This is a genomic window from Flavobacterium sp. GW821-FHT12A05, from assembly GCF_058807735.1.
Window position 1 is genome coordinate 15575 of the sequence record NZ_JBXAQY010000013.1, and the last position, 23544, is coordinate 39118.

Annotated in this window: 20 protein-coding genes; 7 read left to right on the plus strand and 13 right to left on the minus strand. The window is 33.7% G+C overall.

Going from position 1 to position 23544, the window contains the following annotated elements:
* Nucleotides 1-18: 18 nt before the first annotated feature.
* The gene (locus tag AC1RRQ_RS23140; RefSeq protein WP_493025416.1) at nt 19-918 is read left to right on the plus strand and encodes an ROK family protein; all 900 of its coding nucleotides are present in this window, start codon (nt 19-21) and stop codon (nt 916-918) included.
* A gap of 250 nt (nt 919-1168) precedes the next feature.
* Here the strand turns inward: AC1RRQ_RS23140 and AC1RRQ_RS23145 are convergent, their stop codons facing one another.
* The 6 genes from AC1RRQ_RS23145 to AC1RRQ_RS23170 all read right to left on the minus strand — a co-directional run bounded on the left by AC1RRQ_RS23145 (nt 1169) and on the right by AC1RRQ_RS23170 (nt 7359).
* Nucleotides 1169-1798, minus strand: coding sequence for a DsbA family oxidoreductase (locus AC1RRQ_RS23145; RefSeq protein ID WP_493025418.1), 630 nt, complete (start codon nt 1796-1798; stop codon nt 1169-1171).
* Nucleotides 1799-2181: 383 nt separating this feature from the next.
* On the minus strand, nt 2182-3300 hold the full coding sequence (gene dnaN / locus AC1RRQ_RS23150; RefSeq protein WP_493025420.1) for a DNA polymerase III subunit beta: 1119 nt from the start codon (nt 3298-3300) through the stop codon (nt 2182-2184).
* Between the two features lie 106 nt (nt 3301-3406).
* A complete protein-coding gene (gene gldG, locus AC1RRQ_RS23155) occupies nt 3407-5092 on the minus strand; it encodes a gliding motility-associated ABC transporter substrate-binding protein GldG (RefSeq protein ID WP_493025422.1) in 1686 nt (561 codons plus the stop codon).
* Nucleotides 5092-5817, minus strand: a complete 726-nt coding sequence (gldF, locus tag AC1RRQ_RS23160; RefSeq protein WP_493025424.1) for a gliding motility-associated ABC transporter permease subunit GldF — start codon at nt 5815-5817, stop codon at nt 5092-5094. Before gldF ends, gldG begins: the two co-directional genes overlap by 1 nt.
* Nucleotides 5818-5891: 74 nt before the next feature.
* Nucleotides 5892-6188 carry a putative quinol monooxygenase gene (locus AC1RRQ_RS23165; protein WP_493025426.1) on the minus strand — a complete coding sequence of 99 codons (297 nt, stop codon included), beginning with the start codon at nt 6186-6188 and terminating at the stop codon, nt 5892-5894.
* 343 nt (nt 6189-6531) lie between these two features.
* The gene (locus AC1RRQ_RS23170) at nt 6532-7359 is read right to left on the minus strand and encodes an SAM hydrolase/SAM-dependent halogenase family protein (RefSeq protein WP_493025450.1); all 828 of its coding nucleotides are present in this window, start codon (nt 7357-7359) and stop codon (nt 6532-6534) included.
* A gap of 340 nt (nt 7360-7699) precedes the next feature.
* Here AC1RRQ_RS23170 and AC1RRQ_RS23175 point away from each other — a divergent pair, with 340 nt between their 5' ends.
* The 5 genes from AC1RRQ_RS23175 (at nt 7700) to AC1RRQ_RS23195 (ending at nt 12142) form a co-directional block, all read left to right on the plus strand.
* The gene (locus AC1RRQ_RS23175; protein WP_068841419.1) at nt 7700-8650 is read left to right on the plus strand and encodes a PhoH family protein; all 951 of its coding nucleotides are present in this window, start codon (nt 7700-7702) and stop codon (nt 8648-8650) included.
* 187 nt (nt 8651-8837) lie between these two features.
* Nucleotides 8838-9200: a DUF1801 domain-containing protein gene (locus tag AC1RRQ_RS23180; protein ID WP_493025428.1), complete on the plus strand. Its 363-nt coding sequence runs from the start codon at nt 8838-8840 to the stop codon at nt 9198-9200.
* A gap of 138 nt (nt 9201-9338) precedes the next feature.
* The gene (locus tag AC1RRQ_RS23185) at nt 9339-10163 is read left to right on the plus strand and encodes a Cof-type HAD-IIB family hydrolase (protein WP_493025430.1); all 825 of its coding nucleotides are present in this window, start codon (nt 9339-9341) and stop codon (nt 10161-10163) included.
* A 246-nt stretch (nt 10164-10409) separates the two neighbouring features.
* On the plus strand, nt 10410-11363 hold the full coding sequence (locus tag AC1RRQ_RS23190) for a phosphoribosylaminoimidazolesuccinocarboxamide synthase (protein ID WP_493025431.1): 954 nt from the start codon (nt 10410-10412) through the stop codon (nt 11361-11363).
* A gap of 398 nt (nt 11364-11761) precedes the next feature.
* Nucleotides 11762-12142: an ankyrin repeat domain-containing protein gene (locus AC1RRQ_RS23195; RefSeq protein ID WP_493025433.1), complete on the plus strand. Its 381-nt coding sequence runs from the start codon at nt 11762-11764 to the stop codon at nt 12140-12142.
* 340 nt (nt 12143-12482) lie between these two features.
* On the opposite strand, the gene AC1RRQ_RS23200 is transcribed toward AC1RRQ_RS23195, so the two are convergent.
* From AC1RRQ_RS23200 to AC1RRQ_RS23230, 7 genes are all read right to left on the minus strand, one after another.
* The gene (locus tag AC1RRQ_RS23200) at nt 12483-15581 is read right to left on the minus strand and encodes an efflux RND transporter permease subunit (protein WP_493025434.1); all 3099 of its coding nucleotides are present in this window, start codon (nt 15579-15581) and stop codon (nt 12483-12485) included.
* Between the two features lie 52 nt (nt 15582-15633).
* Nucleotides 15634-16899: a carbohydrate porin gene (locus AC1RRQ_RS23205; protein ID WP_493025436.1), complete on the minus strand. Its 1266-nt coding sequence runs from the start codon at nt 16897-16899 to the stop codon at nt 15634-15636.
* Nucleotides 16900-16903: 4 nt separating this feature from the next.
* A complete protein-coding gene (locus AC1RRQ_RS23210) occupies nt 16904-17989 on the minus strand; it encodes an efflux RND transporter periplasmic adaptor subunit (protein WP_493025438.1) in 1086 nt (361 codons plus the stop codon).
* A gap of 12 nt (nt 17990-18001) precedes the next feature.
* Nucleotides 18002-19249 carry a TolC family protein gene (locus AC1RRQ_RS23215; protein WP_493025440.1) on the minus strand — a complete coding sequence of 416 codons (1248 nt, stop codon included), beginning with the start codon at nt 19247-19249 and terminating at the stop codon, nt 18002-18004.
* Between the two features lie 87 nt (nt 19250-19336).
* Nucleotides 19337-20698 (minus strand): HAMP domain-containing sensor histidine kinase, encoded by a 1362-nt coding sequence (locus tag AC1RRQ_RS23220; RefSeq protein ID WP_493025442.1) that lies wholly within the window; start codon nt 20696-20698, stop codon nt 19337-19339.
* Nucleotides 20695-21375, minus strand: coding sequence for a response regulator transcription factor (locus AC1RRQ_RS23225; RefSeq protein ID WP_493025443.1), 681 nt, complete (start codon nt 21373-21375; stop codon nt 20695-20697). Before AC1RRQ_RS23225 ends, AC1RRQ_RS23220 begins: the two co-directional genes overlap by 4 nt.
* 60 nt (nt 21376-21435) lie before the next feature.
* Nucleotides 21436-22524: a M42 family metallopeptidase gene (locus AC1RRQ_RS23230; protein WP_493025446.1), complete on the minus strand. Its 1089-nt coding sequence runs from the start codon at nt 22522-22524 to the stop codon at nt 21436-21438.
* A gap of 81 nt (nt 22525-22605) precedes the next feature.
* Here AC1RRQ_RS23230 and AC1RRQ_RS23235 point away from each other — a divergent pair, with 81 nt between their 5' ends.
* Nucleotides 22606-23289 carry a DUF4294 domain-containing protein gene (locus tag AC1RRQ_RS23235; RefSeq protein WP_493025447.1) on the plus strand — a complete coding sequence of 228 codons (684 nt, stop codon included), beginning with the start codon at nt 22606-22608 and terminating at the stop codon, nt 23287-23289.
* The last annotated feature ends 255 nt before the right edge of the window (nt 23290-23544 follow it).

Here is a 23544-nt window from a genome sequence, read left to right on the forward strand (position 1 = left end):
TAAGCTAAACAAGGAAAAATGAATACATCATACGCCATTGGGCTAGATATAGGAGGCACACACATTACGGCAGCAGTTATCAATAAAACAGAAATGAAAGTCATTGACTTTTCTTTATATAAAGAATCATTTGACTCTAATTTACCCGTAGAGCAGGTAATGAATATTTGGAAAAGAGTCATTAATACTTCGATCGAAAATTCTAAAGTAAATGTAATAACAGGAGTAGCTGTTTGCATGCCGGGACCTTTTGATTATGAAAAAGGCATCTGCTGGATAAAAGATCAGTCTAAATACGAACATTTTTACGGATTAAATGTTCGCGATTTAATTTTGGAAAGCCTTAATTTTTCAAAAGATTTTCCGGTACTTTTTGAAAATGATGCTGTTTGTTTTGGCAAAGGGGAAGTTTTTAAGCAGCAGGAAAATCTTTCTAAAAAAGTAATGGCCGTTACTTTAGGTACCGGATTAGGCGCTTGTTTTATTGATAAAGGCCTATCGATAAGTTCCGGTAATTCAGTACCGGCAGACGGCGAGATATACAATCTTCCTTATAAAGAAGGTATGGCCGAAGATTATGTTTCAGTACGCGGTCTTTTATCGCATTATAAGTCTTTAAAAGAAGTTGACCTTAACAACGGATTGGAACTTTATAATTTAGCTGTTAATGGAGATCAGTCGGCTGTTAAAGTATTTGAAACAATGGGAGAAGATTTGGCTGCGGTTGTGATTCCGTGGTTAAATAATTTCTCTGCAGATCATATTATTATTGGCGGAAAAATAGCTAATGCAAGCGATTTATTCTTGTCTTCATTTAATAAAACACTTAAAGATTCTGGTGTAGAAGTACAGGTTTCCATTTCGACAGATAATGAAATTGCAGCTTTATTAGGAGCCGTAAGCTTTCTTTGTGATTAAGCTAAGCATGTACATAAAAGATTTTTTTTCACGCAGATTTAGCAGATTTTTTAATAGAGTTTGCAAAGAATAATCTGCTAAATCTGCTGAAACTGCGAGAGCTTTTTTATATTTTTCAAATCATTCTAATTCCTTAATCTGTGGCAGAATAAAACTTTTGCTTAAAATAGATTTTTATTTCCGAATGATTCTAAAAAGAAAACGGATGAGCAAATGTTCATCCGTTTTCTTTTTTCTTATTTAATTTCAATTATTTCAAACCTTCTCTAATTGTCTGTACAAAAGCTTCAACCGGCTGAGCTCCGGAAACTGCATATTTTCGATCAAAAACGAAAAACGGAACTCCTTGCACACCAATTTCCTGTGCTTCCTTAATATCACCTTTTACATCGCTTAAATAAAGGTTTTCGTTTTCAATAACTTCTTTTACCTCATTCGCATTTAAACCTGCTTTTTCTCCTAATTCGATTAAAGTAGCAGCATCGTTTAAATCTCTTCCTTCTGTAAAATAAGCCTTAAAGAAAATTTCTTCCATTTCGTCACCTAAATTATTCTTTTTAGCCAAATGAATAATTCGATGAGAAGTTAAAGAGTTTGAGATAACAGCTTTATCAAAGTTATAGGCTAAACCAACGCTTTTGGCGCGTTCTACGACACCTTTATGCATTTCTCTTGATTGCTCAACAGAAATACCTTTTCGTTCTGCTAAAAACGTATAAACGTCTTTTCCAGATTGTGGTTCGATAGTAGGATCAAGCTGGAAACTTTTCCACTCAATTTCAAATTCATCAGAAGGAAACGCTTCTAAAGCCGTTTCCAACTGTCTTTTTCCGATATAACAAAACGGACACATGATGTCCGACCAAATTTCTATTTTCATAATTACAAAGTTAAAGAAAAATTTGTTTTGAGTTTGTGTACACTAACCGCAAAGTTCGCAAAGATTTTTCCACAAAGCTTTGCGTTCTTTGTATTTGTAAACATAATCTGAGTACAAAAAACTTTGCGCACTTTGCGTTAAAAATCTACACAAGTTTATCCGAATCTATCAAAAAACACATTTTCAAAATCATAAAGTTTACTGAGCAAATAAGATTGCTTCGTTTCTCGCAATGACTAAAACTAAAAAACCGCAACTCTTAAAAAAGAATTGCGGTTTCTAGGTATAAAAAATGGTTGGTTAATAGCGATATTTTTTTTTACAATGATATGTCTTTAATTTCAAATTAAAAAAAATCCCTGTAACAAAAAGAAGTTTTGATGTTAACTATTTAACATTACAGGCATTACCAACATTGTAACTGTTTCACCTTCTTCTAAACCATCAGCAGGAGTTAAAATCCCGGCTCTGTTAGGCAGTGACATCTCTAACATAATAATATCTGACTGCAGATTCGTAAGCATTTCGATTAAGAAACGAGAGTTAAAACCAATTTGTAAATCATCACCTTGATAATCACAAGTCAATCTTTCTTCTGCTTTGTTTGAGTAATCGATATCTTCAGCAGAAACATTTAATTCAGCTCCTGCAATTTTTAAACGAATTTGGTGTGTAGTTTTGTTTGAGAAAATCGCAACACGACGTACAGAACTTAAAAATAAAGAACGGTCGATCATTAATTTGTTTGGATTTTCTTTTGGAATTACCGCTTCGTAATTAGGGTATTTTCCGTCGATTAAACGACACATTAAGATATAATTGTCAAATGAGAAAGTCGCATTCGAATCGTTGTATTCAATTTTTACTTCAGCATCAGAACTTCCTAAAATACTTTTTAAAATATTTAAAGGTTTTTTTGGCATAATAAAATCAGCAACCTGAGATGCTTTTACATCTGCACGGGCATATTTTACTAATTTATGAGCATCTGTAGCAACAAAAGTCAATCCTTCTGGAGAGAACTGGAAGAAAACACCAGACATTACCGGACGTAAATCATCGTTTCCGGCTGCAAAGATTGTTTTGCTTACAGCAGTAGCTAAAACATCAGCAGGAACCAAAGTTACAGACGGATCTTCCAGGCTTACAGATTTAGGAAATTCTTCTCCGGCAGCATACGCTAATGCATATTTACCTGAGTTAGAACTAATCTCAACAGTATTGTTGTCTTCAACTGTAAAAGTTAAAGGCTGTTCTGGAAATGTTTTTAAAATTTCAAGTAAAAGTTTTGCCGGTACAGCAACACTTCCTTTACTTGTAGAATCGATTGATAATGTAGCAGACATAGTGGTTTCAAGATCTGAAGCCGAAACAGTCAACTCATTATTGTCTAGTTCAAATAAAAAGTTATCTAAAATAGGAAGTGTATTATTGCTGTTAATAACACTACCTAAAACTTGTAATTGTTTTAATAAGTACGAACTCGATACTATAAATTTCATCGTCTTTTGTTTTATTTTTTGGAGTATACTTTAGTATTTGGCGCTAAAGATACGGATTACAAATATATCGTAAACATTCTAAGTTTCGCAATTTTTTTATTAACATCTATTTACTGTATTTTCTTTTTCTGATAAAGGTAAATACCAACCCGAAAACCAATAAAATAAGAATTGGAAGTCCGATAGTTATGAATTGCGTTGTCGTATAATTTTCGTAAACTTTCTCTTTGTCTAATAATGGCAGTTCAACATCTTTGCTTCTAATGTTAATAAGTCCGGTATCATCGAGCAGATAATTGATGCAGTTCATCATAAAATCTTTATTGTCGTAAAGGTTTCCGGTTCTTTGATCGTAACCCAATTCAACCGGCATCATGTTTTTATCCAGCTGATTTCTGGCAATATCTCCATCGGCAACTACGATCATTTTGGTTGGCTTTCCTTTTGCCTGAAATGAATTTTCTTTAAATGGCAGCACACGATTTTCAAAAGCCGAATGAAAACTTCCTTCTAATAAAACAGAAAGATTTTGATTTCCTTTATTCAAATAATCAGCAGGAGTAGTTTTCTCGGTTACAATATTCAGATTGATTTCTGAAGGTGTTCCAATTACTTTTGAATATTGAGAGGACTGCAGTAAAACTGTCTTTTTGATTCCGTTTTTCAAAGTATCAATCGGGTTCGCAAAATCAAATTTAATTCCGCCTAAATTCTTTACAATTGGATGCTGGCTTGCAGGTTGAACCAACGGTGCAAATTTCCAGATAAAATCCTGATATTGAGTAGCGCTTCCTTGTTCTCCGGTTGCCAGTTTTATCGGGCTTCCGTTTTCGTCTTTAATTAAATCAGGATTAATTCTGAATCCGTATTTAAAGAACATATCGTTTAAATTCAAATCTCTTGGATACGCCAGAGTTGCACCCGCCTGATTGTATAAACTGTCCATATCTGCGGCAACCTGATCAATTAACCACAACGTTTTACCGCCGTTCATGATAAATTGATCCAGAACTTGTTTTTCTTCGTCTGAGAATTTTTCAGTTGGTTTTGAGATTATCGCTAAATCGTATTTTTTCAGCGCATCTAAAGTTCCGTTTGGATCTTTGGCAACAGAATCTAAAGTAAAAGGCCCGATATAGTAACTTTCCTTGATTTGTCTTAATAACTTACCAATATGAATTTCAGACAATTCGCCATTTCCTTTTATAATAGCGACTTTCTTTTGTTTGTCTTTTGATATTTTATTAATCGCATCGGCAATTGAATATTCTAAATGCTGAATCGATCCAATTACTTTTTGAGTAGTCGAAGCGCCCATGATGTTTTTCAGCAAAGGAATATTAACTTCTTTATTGTCATAAACCGCAACTGCCCACGGAAATACCATTGCCTGAGATTGTTTTCCTTTATCGTCAACGGTAATATTTACAGGAGTAAGGCCTTTTTGGTAAAGTGACTTTACAATAGCCATGCTTTCGTCTTCGTTTTCCATTGGGTTAACAAATTCAAAAACGATGTTGCTGTTGTAAGCCTGAAATTCTTCGAGTAATTGTTTGGTTTCCTGCTGTAAACGTCTAAAATCTGCAGGAAGTTCGCCCTGCATATAAATTTTAATCGACAACGGGTTTTTTACCTGTTTTATAATCTGCAAAGAAGTTGGCGATAAAGTATATCGTTTGTCTTTGGTTAAATCAAAACGGTGAAAAAATAAGCTTCCAAGAACATTTAAAACAATTAAAATAAAAATTGTAATGCCTAATGTTTTAAGATTTAATTTATTAGATGCTTTCATTACGCTTTAAAAGATTTTAATTGATAAACGGTAAAAGATAAAAATAAAACGCTGATGCTTAAAAAGTAAATTACATCGCGGGTATCGATAACGCCTCGGCTCATACTTTTAAAATGATCCTGCATTCCAAATGCTGAAATGATATTAGATTGTCCAGGAACTAATGAAGCCAATCCTTCAAATCCAAAATAAAATAAGAAGCATAAAAATACCGCAATAATAAAGGCAACAATTTGGTTTTCTGACAGAGTAGAAGTAAAGATGCCAATTGCCGAATAAGAAGCAATTAAAAACAACAATCCGAAATAGGAACCAATTGTGCTTCCCATATCAATATTTCCTTCAGGTGCGCCTAAACTCGAAATTACTTTTACGTAAATAAAAGTTGGAATAATGGCTAAAATTATCAGGAAGAATGATCCAAGGAATTTTCCGTTTACAATTTCCCAGATCGATAATGGTTTGGTTAAAAGCAATTCCAGCGTTCCTTGTTTTCTTTCGTCAGAGAAACTTCTCATGGTTACGGCCGGAATCAGGAAAATTAAAATCCACGGAGTTAAAGTGAAAAACGGAGTCAAATCAGCATAACCTGTGTTTAATATATTGTAATCTCCTTCAAATACCCATAAAAATAGTCCGTTGCTGATTAAGAAAATCGCAATGACCAAATAGCCGATAGGAGAACCAAAAAAGGATTTTATTTCTCGTAAAATGATTGATTTCATGTATAACGTTTATTCGTTTATTTGTTTAATCGTGTATTTGTTTTTTTGCTTTGCAGTTAAATAGTTCGAGTTTTTTAATTTAAACTAACCAATTTATCCACGCTCCAGGCTTCCGGCTTTGCGTTGAATAACTTTTTTGTAAAACTCCAAACCGAATTAAATAATTCAGATTGTCTGTAATTTTCTAAATCTTGTTCTGTTTCCCAATAACTGTAAGTGAAAAATATGCATTTGTTATTTTTATCCTGATACAATTCTAAAAAACGATTTCCGTCTGCATTTCGTATTTTATCTTTCACCGATTCAAAATTTTCCAGAAAATCCGGAATTTTTTCTTCATGAAAACTCATTTTTACAATTCTAACGAACATGTATATAATTTTAGATTTTAGATTGTTGATTTTAGATTTGTTGAAACCTCAAACCGTACAGGTGCGCAAAAATACCAAAATTGATTGTTCTTTTTAGGAAAAAATAAAATATTATAAATATAGTTTTTCCACAATATTGTCATTGCGAGGAACGAAGCAACCGCACTAACAAAAGATGTCAAATAGATTAAGTAAATGAGATTGCTTCGTTCCTCGCAAAGACCAATCTTTGTAGAGCTTCTTGCAATTGACAAGAAGACGAAAATATCAGTGTAAATCCGCTCAATCCGCAGAATCTGCGAGCCATTTAATCTAAAGTCTGAACTCTAAAATCTAAAATCAACTACGAAAACTTAATTGTAATCACATCACGGTAATTTAATCCCAATAAACTATTGGCAGAACCTACTTTAGAAGGGTTGCTTCTAAAAATAGCGATTTCAAGAAAACCGGCTTCATTAAAAATAGCCAGTTTTTCGCCTTCATAAGTTTTAATTGGATATTTATCCGAAGTAGCGATATCAGAATAATTAGGCAGAATCGTTTTGATACTTTTTGGTTTCATGACAATCTCATACGGACGACCGCGTGAAATTTCTAAGAATTGCTTTTTAGAAATATTCGTCACTACGTTTCCAAAATGATCGATATAAATAACGTAGCCTTTCAGAGAATTTCCATCAGCAGCAACGACAGGTTGTAATTCCGTTACTTCTTTAACAGCCGGAATTTCTTTTCCAATAACATTCAGCAAACCGCCTTTTGCAATATGACAGGCCACTTGAATAAAAATATCCAAATCGCTGAATTCAATAGGAAAACGATCGTGAATATTAATTTCGACAATCTTCTGCGGTACGATCTTCTGTGTAAGCATGCTTAAGATTCCGTTATCGGCACAAATAAAGTAATGATCGTTCCATTGCATGGCAATATGCTGATTCTCTTTATTGCGTTCAATATCGACTCCAATTAAGTGTACCGTTCCTTTTGGAAAGCTCAAATAAGAGGCGCCAATAACATAACTTGCTTCGGCAGTATTAAATGGATCTATATCATGCGAAATGTCAATAATAACAGCATCTGAGATCTCAGAAAGAATTTTACCCTTCAGCGAACCAACAAAGTGGTCTTTTAAGCCGTAATCAGTAGTGAGGGTAATTATTGACATCATTTTGTTTATAACTATTGGTAGTTTTTAACTCGAATTTTTATTAAATTTGAGAAATGCAAATCTAGTAATACTAAATACAAATTGAAAGAAAGAAAAGACAATTTACAATAAATATATAGTAGTCTTAGTTTTTAGTTTCAGTTTTCAGTGTTTTAACAAAAAGTGATTTTATTCGATAATTATAATGGTGAAAAAGGTCCAATTTTCAGTATCAGGATTCAGTTTTAGAACTGTAAACTGTGACTGCCGGCTGTGACTGTAAACTGTAAACTAAAGAAAAATACCCGACAGCAATAGATTTCAAAACAAATTTATTTTTAATTTAAATTTATCTCATTTGAACGAAAGAATTATCGAGCTAATAGACATCGCTCCAAAAGACTTTTGGGGCGCGCAGGATTCTCATCTTGAAATTATAAAAAAGTACTACCCAAAGCTTAAAATCGTAGCGCGAGGGACAACTTTAAAAGCCTTTGGCGAAAAAGAAGTTTTAGATGAATTCGAAAAGAGATTTCAGAGGCTTATGCTTCATTTTACCAGATACAACAACATTGACGATAATGTAATTGAACGTGTAATAATGAGTGATGGTCAGGATGAAAAAAAAGCATACGATCATGACAAAATATTAGTTCACGGTGTTGGCGGTAAGATTATTAAAGCCATGACACCCAACCAGCAGTTACTGGTAGATACCATTAAAAAAAATGACATGGTATTTGCAATTGGACCTGCCGGAACGGGAAAAACCTACACAGGTGTTGCAATGGCTGTAAAAGCACTTAAAGACAAAGAAGTAAAAAGGATCATACTAACGCGTCCGGCGGTAGAAGCAGGAGAAAATCTTGGTTTTTTACCCGGCGATATGAAAGAAAAACTAGATCCTTACATGCAGCCTCTTTACGATGCTTTGCGCGATATGTTACCAAATGAAAAACTAGAAGATTACATTTTAAAAGGAATTATCCAGATTGCGCCTTTGGCATTTATGCGCGGACGTACACTAGATAATGCCTTTGTAATTCTGGACGAGGCGCAAAATACAACGCACTCGCAAATGAAGATGTTTTTGACACGTATGGGAAAAAACGCCAAGTTTATGATTACAGGAGATCCTGGTCAGGTCGATTTACCGCGACGCACTATTTCTGGTCTTAAAGAAGCTATTTTGGTTCTTAAAGACATTGAAGGAATTGGAATTATCTATCTGGATGATAAAGATATCGTTCGTCACAGATTAGTTAAAAAGGTAATCGACGCTTATAAGCAAATAGAAAACCACGACTAAATTTTAATTTTTAGCGAAATGTTAAATGTAAATCGTAAAATGTGTTTTAACATTTATTAATATTCGTTTTGCACTTATTTCCTTGGGAAAAGTGTAAAACGAATATTTTTTTTAATTTGATTTAATGTATTGTTTGTCAGGCTGAGCGAAGTTGAATCCTTACTGCAATTTATGAAAGAATAAGAAAATGAAAGAACTAGATGATTTCTATTTAAACCAAGATGAATCTGTTAAAGAAACATTTCTTGCATTAAAAGAAATTATTCTAAAACAAGACCAAGACATTACACATGTTTTAAAATACGGAATGCCTTTTTTCTGTTACAATGGAAAAATGTTCTGCTATTTATGGATTCACAAAAAACTAAAACAACCTTATATTGGTATTGTAGAAGGAAAACATTTTGAAGAACCTTTTTTGATTCAGGAGAAACGTTCGCGAATGAAAATTATGATGCTGAACTCCAACGAAGATCTTCCTTTAAAACAGATTGAATCGATAATTCAGAAAGCCATAAATCTATACAAATCAGGAATAATAAAAGTTTAAAGTGCTTAAAATGCAATATTTAACCAAATAGTTAAATAAATAATAAACTTGCTCCATTTTTGGTTTTCAGAGCTTGTAAACTTTGCTTTACTGAGCTTAAAGCTGTAAATTTGCACATCATAAATAGTTGATATTAATATGACAAAACTTAAAAATATAAAAGTTGTAGTAAGTGACCTTGACGGAACTTTACTCAACCCTCAACACCGAATTTCAGATTACACTAAATCAATTTTTCAGGAACTTCACAATCAAAATTATCTTATTGTAGTGGCAACAGGACGTCATCATCTTGATGCAATGGCTATTATTGAAACACTGGAAGTTCCGGTATATTTAGTGAGTTCAAACGGAGCGAGAATCCATTCACCTAATAAAGAAGAACTTTTTGCTTTTAACTTAGACAGCGATGTGGTAAAAGCCGCTTTAAATGTTGAAATCGATCCTGCAATTACGGTGGTTTTATTTAAAGAAAATGTTTGGCAGACTAATAAATGGAACGAAAAATTAAATTCTTTCCAAGCCGACTTAAAATACCGTCCGGAATTAGTAGACTATAAATCGCTGGAAGATTTTGGAGCCATTAAAATTTTCTTTTCATGCGAAGATCATGAGAAATTAGTAAAATTAAAAGATGCTGTTTTGGCCAATTCTTCAGAACATTTACACCATGCTTTTAGTTTACCAACCTGTTTGGAATTTATGGATAAATCTATAGATAAAGCCGTTTCTATCGAACAAGTACTCGAAAAAGAAGGCTATACTTTAGATCAGGCCGTTGCTTTTGGAGATGGTTTTAACGATGTTCAAATGTTATCGGCATCAGGAAAAGGATTAATTATGGGTAATGCTCCGGCTATTTTAAAAGAAACACTGCCTAATCTGGAAGTTATTAAAACAAATGCCGAAGATGGTGTAGCAAGATATATTGCTTCAAAAATATTAGATAAAGAATTAGTATAAAACTAATTGTTTTTTTTTTTTTTTGCCACGAATTGCGCAAATTTCCACGAATTATTTACTGTAGCAATCAAACTGATTCAGTTGCTGAAAATTTGTGGAAATTGGTGTAATTCGTGGCAGATTTTTTTGTTTAGTTTATTGAAAACCGAAATATTTCACATTTCTTACTTTATCTCTTTCTTTTGATGATGAAACTCTGTGAAATAATTTTAAATTTGCATTCATAAAAAACAACACAACTAGATAATGAGCAATACAATTACAACCACAAATTTTAATTTCCCAAACCAGAAATCAGTTTACCGCGGAAAAGTTAGAGAAGTTTACAATATTAACGACGAACTTTTAGTAATGGTGGCTACTGACAGGCTTTCGGCATTTGATGTGGTTTTACCAAAAGGAATTCCGTACAAAGGACAAATTTTGAATCAGATTGCAACAAAATTCATGGAATTAACTCAGGATATTGTTCCAAACTGGCTTATTGCAACTCCGGATCCAAACGTTGCTGTTGGACATTTATGCGAGCCTTTTAAAGTAGAAATGGTGATTCGCGGTTATCTTTCGGGACATGCTGCACGTGAATATGCGGCAGGAAGAAAACAAATCTGCGGTGTTACTATGGCCGATGGTTTAAAAGAAAATGACAAATTTCCTGAGCCAATTATTACGCCGACTACAAAAGCAGATAATGGTTCTCATGATGAAGATATTTCTCGCGAAGATATTTTAGCAAAAGGAATTGTTTCAGAGGAAGATTATTTAGTTTTAGAAAAATACACTCGTGATTTGTTTCAAAGAGGAACTGAAATTGCAGCTTCAAGAGGTTTAATTCTGGTTGATACTAAATATGAATTCGGAAAAACAAAAGACGGTGTTATCGTTTTAATTGATGAAATCCATACTCCGGATTCTTCTCGTTATTTCTATGCTGATGGATATGCTGAAAGACAAGAAAAAGGAGAGGAGCAAAAACAATTATCTAAAGAGTTTGTTCGTCGTTGGTTAATTGAAAACGGTTTTCAAGGGCAAGACGGACAACAGATTCCAGATATGTCAGATGAATATATCGAATCTGTTTCTGAAAGATATATAGAATTATATGAAAACATCTTAGGAGAAAAATTCGTAAAAGCGGATATTGACAATATTGACCAACGTATTAATAAAAACGTATTAGAATACCTTTCGTCTAAATAGTAATTTTCGTGTTTAAACTAATTATTTAAACCATGAATTTTATAACAAATAAAAAGTATGCCTTGTTATCTGTATTTATGATAACAGGGCATTTTCTTTTTTTGCAGAGATAAATACTTGATTTTATGATTGTAAGAAAGTTTTTTTTCTGCGTTTTCGGGAGTAATAAAATTTATTTTAATTTTTTTTCAGAAATATTGTAACAAATTTAATAATGCGGCGTCTATTGTAGTAAGTGTTCGTTTTAAATAACATTCAGGAAAAGCTTCATCACCTTTTATGAATTGAATGTTAGGAAATAATTAAAACACAGCACGCTGTAAAAGAGAAAGCTAAAATTAAATTACATTTACATAAAAATTAAAATCATCATTATCAATCAATTAACAACAATCATCATGAAAAAATCAGTTATTTTATTAGGACTTGCTTTAGTAGCATTTGCCAATGTTTCAATGGCATCAAATCACAAATCTTCAGTGAAAGAAAACATTGAATTATCTGTTTACGGATCAACACCATTAAGTGTTGCAATTAGTAAAGGAGATATCGAAATCGTGAAAAAATTTATCGAATATGGAGCTGATGTAAATCAGATTTCTGAAGATATGACACCATTAATGGTGGCAGCACGATACAATAAAGTAGAAATTATTAAAATTCTTATAGCAAATGGCGCTCGTGTAAACGAGAAAAACGAAAAAGGTTATACAGCCATTAAATATGCAGAATTTTCAGGCGCAGCTGATGCAGTAGCATTACTAAAAAGTTTGAAATAAGCTTTTAAGAGTTTAATAGTTTGAGTTAGTATAAAACGGTCATCATTGAGCAGTTGACCGTTTTTTTTATGCCTTAATATTAAATAAAAATGTTTAACACATAGAAACATAGGTTTAAATAAGCATAAAGAATATAAAAAGAAACCAGTTTCTAACACATAGAGCTATGTTTGTTAATGCAAGTGAAACGCCTTTTTTAAAGGCTTTAAAAGTCTATGTTTCTATGTGTTAATAATATTTAATGACGCATGAAAACAAAAAAGCACCATTAAATAAATAATGATGCTTTTTCTTTCTAAACCAAATTAATCTAACCAAATTAATTTTATTGTAAATGAGTCTATTCTATAGATCCAAGTTTTCTGCGATTGAATATCCAGAACAAAATTGGGAAAACCAATAATGTGAGGATTGTTGCGGTTACCAAACCTCCAATAATTACAATGGCAAGAGGTTTTTGAGATTCAGAACCAATTCCGGTTGAAATAGCGGCCGGCATTAACCCAATAGATGCCATAAGTGCGGTCATGATTACAGCACGTGTTCTGGCTTTTACTCCCATAAAAATGGATTCTTCTAATGTAAATTTTGCCTTGAGATTATGATGGAATTCGGATATCAGAATTACACCGTTTTGAATACAAATTCCCAGTAGGGCAATAAAACCAACTCCTGCCGAGATTCCGAAATTCATTCCCGTTAAATGCAAGGCTATAATTCCTCCAATTACAGCAAACGGAACATTGGCCAAAACAAGCAGTGAATCTTTTATATTTCCAAATAAAATAAACAGCAATACAAATATTCCAATTAAACTGATGGGTACAACCTGAGCCAGACGAGCACTTGCACGAACCTGGTTTTCAAATTCTCCAGTCCATCCTGTGGTATATCCCGGAGGCATTTTAACTTCAGCTACTTTTGATTGTGCTTCGGCAATTGTACTTCCTAAATCTCGGTCACGAACAGAGAATTTTACCCCAATAAAACGTTTTGTATTGTCTCTGTAAATAAAAGCAGGACCCGTTATGGTTTTAATATCGCAAATTTCTTTTAGCGGAATTTTTGCACCGCTGATGGTAGGAACTTTAAGTTCTGCCAAATCTTCTTCATCTTTTCGATATTCTTTAGAAAAACGAACTCGCACATCAAATTTCTTTTCGTCTTCATATTTTTGAGTGGCTGTTTTTCCTCCAAAAGCCAATTCTAAAACCGCTTGAGCATCGCTTAACGTTACACCGTAAGCAGCCATTTTTTCTCGATCCAGAATTACACTAATTTCCGGCTGGCCCACATTTCGTAGAATCCCGACATCTTTAATACCTGGAATATTTTTAATTTTTGCCAAAACTTCGTTCGACAATTCATCTAGTTTATCTAAATCATCACCATAAATTTTAACGGCATTGGATGCTTTAAATCCAGCAACAGACTCGGCAACGTTATCAATTACGGGCTGCGAATAATTATAAGTAATTCCTTGGTGAACTTTTAATTTTTCATCCATTTGATTAATTAAATCATCCATAGAAATTTTTCGTTTCCATTCTTTCTTTGGCTTTAAATCAACTTGCAGCTGAATAAAACCAAATCCGTTTGGATCTGTTCCATCGTTGCTTCGGCCAGTCTGCGAAAGCACATTTTTTACTTCAGGAAAGCCTTCCAGATCTTTTCGAATCATGGCCGCTGTTTTCACACTTTCAGGAAGCGAAGTACTCATTGGTAATTCTGCCGTAACCCATAAAGCTCCTTCATTTAACTGCGGTAAAAATTCTGTCCCTAAAAATGTGGCAGAAAAGAATACAGCAACAATAACACCTATAGAAGCGATTAAGGTTTTTACTTTATGTTTAAATGTCCAGGCAAAACCTTTTGCAACATTTCTGTCCCAAAAGTTCACAAACGGATTATTTTTTTCTTTAACGTTTTTATTCAATAAAATATGAGATAAAACCGGAACCAGAGTCAAGGTAAAAAGTAAAGCTCCCATTAAGGCAAAACCTAAAGTGTAGGCCAGAGGAGAGAACATTTTTCCTTCTACTTTCTGGAATGAAAAGATTGGAAGTAAAGCTGTAATGATAATTAATTTAGAAAAGAAAATAGCTTTACCCATTTCTGTTCCTGTTTTCTTAATGATGCTTCCTTTTGCAATTTTATTATAAGCCGTCATTCCTAATTGATGCGCCCTATGATCGAGCACCACAAATAATCCTTCGACCATTACAACCGCTCCATCAATGATAATCCCGAAATCGACCGCACCTAAACTCAGTAAGTTGGCGCTCATTCCCATCATTTTTAAACATAAAAAGGCAAATAATAACGAAAGCGGAATTACGATCGAAACAGTAAAAGTAGTTCTCCAGTCGGCCATAAAAAGGAATACGACGCATGTAACCAGAATAATACCTTCAAATAAATTGTGCATTACCGTTTCGGTCGTGAAATTCATTAAGTTATCACGATCGTAGAAAGTTTCTATTTTAATATCTTTTGGAAGTATATTATCATTAAGATCCTTTATTTTATCTTTAATTAAAGCTAAAGTTTCCTGCGCATTTTCGCCTTTACGCATTACCACAATTCCTTCAACAGCATCGTCATTGTTACCAATTCCCGTTTGTCCAACCCTTGGCATCGAACTTTCGTAAACCGAAGCTACATTTTTTACCAAAATAGGATTGCCGCCTGCCTGATCTACAATAATGTTTTCAATATCTTTTCGGGATTTTATAAGACCCACACCACGAACTACAAAAGCCTGTCCGTTTTTTTCGATGATATCCCCGCCGACATTTACGTTTCCGGCATCGACCGCATTATAAACCTGCAGCGGTGTAATATTGTATTTAGCCAATTTTACCGGATCAACCCCAACTTCATACGTTTTAGTCTGACCTCCAAATACATTTAAATCTGCGACTCCCGGAACTGCACGCAATTGTTTGTCGATAACCCAGTTTTGGTAAGTCAATAATTCTCGGCTGTCTCTGCTGTTGCTTTTTACAATATACCTGAAAATTTCACCTGTAGGCCCATACGGAGGCTGTACATCTGGTTCTACATCATCAGGAAGCGTTACGTTTTTAAGCAGATTATTGACCTGAAAACGAGCAAAAGTATCGTCGACACCATCATCAAAAATAATTTTGATAACAGATAAACCAAACATGGTAATACTTCGCACGCTTGTTTTTTTCTGAACAGAGTTCATTGAAATTTCAATAGGAGTAGTAACAAAACGTTCTACTTCTTCGGCACTTTTACCGTTCCATTGTGTAATGATGATAATCTGGGTATTGGTAACATCCGGAAAGGCATCAATAGGCATATTTTTGAAGGAAATGAATCCGGCAACGGCCAATAATCCTACCCAAAAAAAGGTAAACGCTTTATTCTTAAGCGAAAAAGCAATAATATTTCGTATGAATTTGTTCATTTTAAAAAGTATTTTTAATGATGAATTTTTATTTTTTTATGGATATTCCAGGTTAGAACTCGGTATGAAAACGTAAGGCTAAAAACTGCACAGGGCCTCTGTCTTTATTGTAAGCCGGATTTACGGCAAATTGATAATCTGGCGAAAGCGTAATATGGGTATTAGGAACAAGAAAAGAATAAAAAACTTCTACAATTTGTTCTGTTCCATAATTCAAAGTTCCGTCGCCAATCATAAATCCATCGCCCCCCAATTTTTGATATTCTTTATGAGGATTTGATAATCCGTTTGCAACTAAAGCAATACCAGCAAAATCATCCTTACGGTTCCACATCTTTCCTTTTAAATTAATTCCCAATTGCGCTGATTTGTCAATTTCTGTAAAGGCCCAGGTTTCATTTTTACCATCATTATAACTCATTCTGGCAAAAAGCCCCCAGTTGTCTCCGTGCGTATAATCCATATTTAAACCAATGCCATATTTAGTACGTCCGTTTTGTCTTGTGCTTTTGATATCGGGTATTGTGGTGAAGTCTGTATTTGCTTCATCGTAATTTCCCATACCGGCAACATTTCGAAATCCTAATAATTTTATATTACTCGTATCATTATTAGGGAAAACTATTTGTTTCTCAATTTCTATGTTTACAGCATTTGAATTTTTAAAATTAAATTCAACATTTGGACCATTGGCATAGGTTGGCAAAGCAGTTAAAGCTCCTCTTACCTGCCAGCTGGCAAATTGGTAATTGACATATAAACCATCTGTATAACCTCGAGTGTTTGCAGCATAATCCCAGGCTCCATGTGTCATAAGTGACCAATTTAAAAATTGAGTTCTCGGATCATGCGAATACGTGTTATTATCGAAGTAATCCGATAATCCAAATTTTCCAAAAACCAACTGTAAGGACTTATTGTTTTTCAATTGAAACTTTTGCTCTAAAAGCATTCTTGCCACATAAACCACAGGTTTGGTATCTCCAATTCTAAACGTTTCTCCGTTAGGAAAACCTCCTAATCCTCTGGCTTGAGATAAACCTTGCCCTCCTGACATTTCGGGATTAAAAGTTGCCGTAGCTCCTTTCCAAAGCGGTAAATCAAAAAATAATGTTGATGTTAAGGATAATGCGCTTTCTTCTTTCGGATTCATACTGTTTGTTCCTGAATAATCGGCATGAAAATCTGGATGATATTGATATATAGACGTCATTTGAAATTTCAGACTATATTTTCGTATCGAATCTGTTTCTTGTGCAAATGAAAATGTTGTAATAAACAAAGTTGCAAAGCTCAATATGTTTACAGATTTTTCCATTTTATTAATCGTTTAGTGCGCGATAAATAAACAATTGATTATTGGTAATAACTTTTTCATTCTCTTTTAAACCGCTTGAAATGTAAGTGGTGTCGCCGACAACACGGTAAACGTCTACTTGTCTTGTTTCGATATTGTGACGATCTTTAAAGATCATAACGAAATTTTTGCTTTTGTCAAAAACAATCGCGTTGCTTGGTATAGCGATCATCGATTTATCTTCGCTATAAGATAATTTGATATTAGCGTTCATATCTGGTTTTAGCAAAAATCCGGGATTTTGAAGTTTAATACGAGCCTGCATCGCTTTTGTTTCCGGATCGATTACGTTAAAGATTTTATCTACTTTTCCTTTAAAAACTTTATCTGGATAACTTAAAGTCGTAACGCTGGCATCGATTCCCAGTTTAATTTTATTGATGTCGATTTCGTTAATATTGGCCATTACCCAAACTTCGCTGATCTCGGCAATATCAAAAATATTCTCTGAACGGTCAGAACGCAAAAGCATATCCTGATTAATACTTTTTTGAATAACAAAACCGCTTATTGGAGCCGTTACTTCATAAATAGAACCCGCTTTAATATTGTAAATTTTATAGGTTTCCTGAATTTTGCTCAATTGAGACTGCGCTTTATTTACTTCAGATTTTGCCTGCAGTACATCACTTTCAGAATTTAATTTTCCGTCAAAAAGTTCCGTTGCTACTTTTAGTTTGTTTTTTGCAACCAATAAATCACTTTTTGCATCGATAGACTGCTTTTCAAAATCGGCAATATCAGTACTTTTTATTGTGGCCAGAACTTGTCCTTTGTGCACATAATCTCCAAGTTCAACATTTACTTTAATAACATTTCCGCCAACAAGAGGGTAAACGTCGATTAATTTATTGTTATCGGCTGTAATTTTTCCGTAAAAACTCAATTCATTTTTTAGAGTTTGGTTTTCTGCAACAGCGGTGGTAGTAGTTTTTAACATACTATCGCTTAAAGCAAAAGAAGTATTGGTTTGCGGATTTTCAACTTCCTTTTTACAGCCTGTAAGTGCTAAACTCACAATTGCGATTCCTATAATTAGTTTATGTTTCATTATAATTTCGTTTTAAAATAAATCCTTGTTAATGGTCGTGTTTAGTTCTTCTCCTGATAAAGCCAATTTTTTCTTTAGTTCATTAACCTGAATATTGGCCTGATTATAACTTTCCATAAAATCTGTAAACTCTAGTAGACTGATATTACGTTTTTGAAAATTGGTTAAGATTCCGTTATAAACCGCTTCAAAATCTGAATTAACCGTAGGTTTAATAACTGCATAGTTTTTACGAGATTCCTCCCATTTTGTCCATGCCGATGTGATTTCGGTTTCTAACTGAAGGTTAAAGTTTTGTTTTTCTACTTTAGACTGTGCTAAAACGGCCTGAGCATTTTTAATGTTTCCTTTATTTTTGTTCCAAAGAGGCAGCGGAATTCCAAGAGAAAGATTAGCTTCTTTATTAAAAGCACCACTTCGCTGATCGTAATTGGCGCCCAGAGTAAGATCAGGAATAGAAAGCGATTTTTGCCATTTTACATTTATTTCATTCGCTTCGATTTCTTTTTGTTTGGCTAAATAATCCGGACGATTAGCAAGCGCTTCATCTTCAAAAGATTTTAAGTCAAAAGGAATTATTTTCAGATATTTATTAAAATCATCTTTAGAAACATCCGGAACTATAGTTTCAGTTGAGTTTAGTAATAATTTTAAACTTGCTTGTTCTTCTATACTGCTGTTCACGACTTCCATTCGTTCGTTTTTAAAATTTAGATACAACGATTGTAAACGCACCACATCTCTTAACGGAATGTTTCCTTTTTGAGCCTGAATAGAGTAGGAGTTAATCAGGTCTTCGATATGAGCAAGTTGTTTATCGGTTATTTCAAGACTTTTGGTATTGTAATAAACTGTGTAGAAACTCTGGCGTAGCTGCAATTTTAAAGTCCTTAATAAGTCATTAAATTGCAGTTCTGCTAATTGCTCATTGGTTTGAGCCAGTTTTACCTCGTTGCGTTTTTTTCCGCCCAGATAAATTAGCTGCTCAATGCCAAAAGCCTTTTGACCTTCTTTACCAATATCAAAATACTTGTTCCTTTCGGGGTTATAAGCATTTAATTCTGCGGTAATGTTTGGATTATCCCAAATTCGGGCTTGAATGGTCATCGCTTTTGCGGCATCAATATTATAATGAGAGGCTAGCAAAAAAAGATTGTTTTTAAGAAACTGACTCTCACAATCCTGAAGTGTGACTGTTTTTTGAGCCATAGCTACTTGATTAAGCAATGCAAGTAGTAAAAATGCATATAGTTTTCTCATTGTATCATTTTTATTTTATACAAATATGCTATCACCAGACTTTAAGAGTGCTTAAAATCTACCTTAAAATTAGCTTAAAATAAAATATTAATGAAAGAATAATTGGAATAAATTTACATTTTCTTCTGGAATACTGTAAGTTATGGAAGATTTGTGTAGAATAAGGATTCGATTTACAATGCGCAATCCAAGGCCAAAGCCCGAAGTTCCTTTAGAATTTTCGCCTCGCATAAAGGGCTGAAAAAGATTTTTTTGCTCGGTTTCGCTTAAAGTTTTTCCGGTATTAAATACAGAAATTACAAGTTGGTTTTCATTGGTGCTGATTTTTACCAAAGCTTGTTTGTTATCAGAATAAACGCAGGCATTTTTTAGAACATTCATTAAAGCAATTTCTAAAAGGTTTTTGTTGCCGTGAACTTCTAATGCGGTATCAAGATTTTCACTTTCTTCGATTTCAAATGAAATGACAAATTCAGGAAAACTTCTTTTTAAATTCTCAATGACCGAAAACAGAATTTCATCCATTCTCTGTACTTCATTGTTTTCATTACTTTTATTATTATCGATTTTAGATAATATTAAAAGAGAACTAATCAGTTCCGTTAAATGGTTGACATCATTAAGAATTGTTGCCAAGAAAGTTTTTCCTTTTACAGAAGTTTCAGGATCTGCAATAGTATTTTCTATTTGGGCTGTAATTCTGGATAGAGGTGTTCTAAGCTCGTGGGAGGCGTGAGCTGTAAATTCTTTTTGTTTCTGATAAGAAATCTCGATTCTATCCATCATGAAATTAAACTCATTAGCGATCAAGTCGATCTCATCTTTATTGCTTTTTGATGCAATACGGGTATCGAGATTATTTTCGTTGATGTTTTTTATTTTCTGATGAAATAAACCAAGCGGATTCATCGCTTTTTTAACCATAAATGAGGTTAAAACCCAGCAGATACAAGTAAAGAAAATATAAGATACAATTAGAGTATATCTCAAAAACAGGAGTTTTCGTTTTCCGTAATCATCTGTAGCCGAAATTAAGGCATAAAAATCTTTATCTTTTGTATCGTAAAAAACACCATAAACTTCATAGTCTCCCTGTTGTTTAAAGAAAGTTTTATGTTGTTTCAGGTATTTTAAATCTTCAACCGACCAATTAATTTTGGCATCGTCGATACTACTGTAGATAAGTTTAAAATGAGAATCGAAAACCAATGTCTTCTCATTATATAATTTATTGATCGAATTTTGGTCAATGATTTTTAATAAATCTTCATCGACTTCCTTAACATTTACAAGGAGTTTAATGTTAGAAAGCGCTTTTATTTCTAATCGATCCCTAAATTCTTCTTTTCTAAAATTAGAATACAAAACAAATATCACCGTTGAAGCCAATCCAAAAAGGATTGTAAACAGTAAACTTACCAAAAGTGATATTCTGTTTTTTAATGTCATTCTGTGCTGCTTAAATAATATCCATACCCAATTTTGGTGCGGATAAGTTTTGTTTCATGATCTTTATCGATTTTTTTTCTAAGGAAATTAATATAAACTTCAATCGTATTTTGGTTGGTTTCGATATGATAATCCCATAATTTTTCAGCAATAAACTGCTTAGATAAAACTTTTCCTTTGGCATGAGCCAAAATCAAAATCAATTTAAATTCTTTTGGAGTAAGTTTAATTTCTTCTGTAGAACGAAAAACCTTCATTTCTTCCTCCAGAATTTCCAAATCTTCTATGAGAATTTTCTTTTCTGTTTGCTGCGGAATCTCTTTTCGTCGCAATAACGAAGATATTCGGGCATATAATTCTTCAAAATGAAAAGGTTTAACCAGATAATCATCGGCACCATTATCAAAAGAAGCCAATTTATCTTCAATTTCGCTAAAAGCCGTCAGCATTATTATTGGTGTTTTTTTATCGACTTCTCTAATGCCTTTGCAAACCTCTATTCCGTTTGTTCCCGGAACGTTTATATCCAGAATGATAAGATCATATTCGTACGGAAAGTATTTTTTTAATAATAACGAACCATCATAATAAGGTATACACTCGAATTCTTTGGTAGTAAAAAATGTAGAGATTTCCTTAGACAACGTAAAATCGTCTTCGAGCAGTAAAATTTTCATGTGGTATTTGATTACAAATTGGGCTGTTAAATAAACAGCCCAATTTATGAATTTAATATTTTATTTGAAATAAGAAAAAGTCTGATTGTTTTCAATTTTCAAAAGAGACTCATAAATAAGCTGAATCACATTTTCAACATCATCTCTATGAACCATTTCTACTGTAGTATGCATATAACGCAAAGGCAGCGAAATCAATGCCGATGCCACACCGCCATTACTATACGCAAAAGCATCAGTATCTGTTCCCGTAGCTCTTGATGTTGCATGACGCTGAAACGGAATTTTATTTTCTTCAGCAGTATCTACAATTAAATCACGCAGTTTATTTTGAATAGCAGGAGAATAGGCAATAACAGGACCTCTTCCCATTTTTAAATCACCCTCAACCTTTTTGTCAATCATTGGAGTAGTGGTGTCATGGCAGACATCCGTTACTATTGCCACATTAGGTTTAATCGTATGAGCAATCATTTCTGCTCCGCGAAGACCAATTTCTTCCTGAACAGAGTTTACGATATACAAACCAAAAGGAAGTGTTTTTTTATTCTCGTGAAGTAAACGAGCAACCTCGGCAATCATAAAACCGCCCATTCTGTTGTCAATTGCGCGGCATACAAATTTATTTTCGTTTAAAACCATAAATTCATCTGGATACGTAATTACACAGCCCACATGAACACCCATTGCTTCAACCTGCTCTTTAGTTTCGCATCCAAGATCAATAAAAATGTTACTTAATTTTGGGATTTCTTCCTTATCACGTAAACGAGTATGAATAGCCGGCCAGCCAAAAACACCTTTTACAATTCCATTTTTGGTGTGAATGTTTACCCTTTTAGATGGTGCAATCTGATGATCAGAACCACCGTTTCTTATAACATATAATAAACCATCATCTGTAATATAGTTAACGTACCATGAAATTTCATCGGCATGTCCTTCTATCACAACTTTAAAAGGAGCCTCTGGATTAATAACTCCAACAGCCGTACCGTATGTATCAGTAATAAATGTATCAACATAAGGCTGTAAATAATTCATCCATAGTTTTTGACCTTCGCTTTCGTAACCAGTCGGCGAAGCGTTATTTAGATAGCTTTCCAGGAAAGCAATAGAAGTATCATTTAAGATAGATTTTGTACTCATAAAAATATTTTTGCGCTAATTTATAAATTTGGTATCAGAGTTGTATATAAATATATAATTTTACATTTAAATTAAGATTCCATGAGATTTACCTGCTGTATAATATTTTTATTCTTGATTTCATTTACAAGTCAAGCCCAAGTTACCCCAAAAGAAAACCAGGAAATGGGTTATATCATTACAGAACAAGATTCTATCCTCAATGATACCATTCAATTACCCGAGATTATTATCTCGAAAGGGCAGAAGATGAATGCAGAAGAACTGAAGCAATTTCAGATCCTGCAGAATAGAGTCTATAAAGTATATCCTTATGCAAAATTAGCAGCAGACAGACTTACAGCATTAAACAGCGGAATGGCGAGATTGAAAACCAATCGCGAAAAGAAGAAGTATTTCAAGATCGTAGAAGATTACCTTAATAATGAATTCGAAGACAGACTTAAAAAGCTTTCCAGAAAGCAAGGGCAGATATTGGTGAAACTAGTACATCGCCAAACCGGAAAAACCACCTATGAATTAATACGTACTTTAAAAAGCGGATTCAAAGCCTTTGTATCAAACACAACAGCAAATTTATTCGATATAAGTTTAAAGACCGAATACAAACCCTATGAAGTCAACGAAGATTATTTAATCGAAACCATCCTCATCCGCGGATTCGAATCTGGCCGCTTAATAAATCAAACCCCAGCCAATCCCGTAGATTACGGCGACCTCATGGCACGCTGGGAAACCAAAGCAAAAGAACAGAATAAAAAATAGTATATTATATATAAGGTACAACCCGACAGGTTTTGAAAAATCTGTCGGGTTTGTTTTTATATCATATCAATCAAAATTCAATATTCGGTAGAGACGCACCGCAGTGCGTCTTATGCGTAACGCAGTAAACCCGACAGGTTCTTAAAACCTGTCGGGTTTCTTTTTGTACATATATATTAAGTAGAAAGCCTCGATTGTCAGGCTGAGCGAAGTCGAAGCCCTTTTGATTTTGGAATTTGAAATTAAGCGCCGGCA